The following is a 253-nucleotide window of genomic DNA, read 5'->3' on the forward strand; positions in this document are numbered from 1 at the left end:
TGTGCTAGAAATGATCAATTGGACTTTACACGTCCCGCTTTATTTGACAAATAGATGAATCATGATCTATTTCTAGATGGTTTGAAAACGAAAAAAAGGCCAAAAGTTTGATGGAACGCGTTCAATCCTTTCGGAGATTCTCGCCTCTTTTTCGATCAGGTAATACGACACAAAGCCAATATAAAATTGAAGACGATGGGAAGTTAATTAAACCGACTATGCCCCAGAACCACTTATAGCGCCCTCTTTTTTT

1 pseudogene is annotated in these 253 nt (G+C 37.9%); it reads right to left on the reverse strand.

From position 1 onward, the window contains the following. Window positions 1-121 precede the first annotated feature (121 nt). Window positions 122-253: pseudogene (locus SB775_RS31785) on the reverse strand (transcriptional regulator); the annotation flags it as partial.

The organism is Peribacillus sp. SIMBA_075, assembly GCF_046534585.1.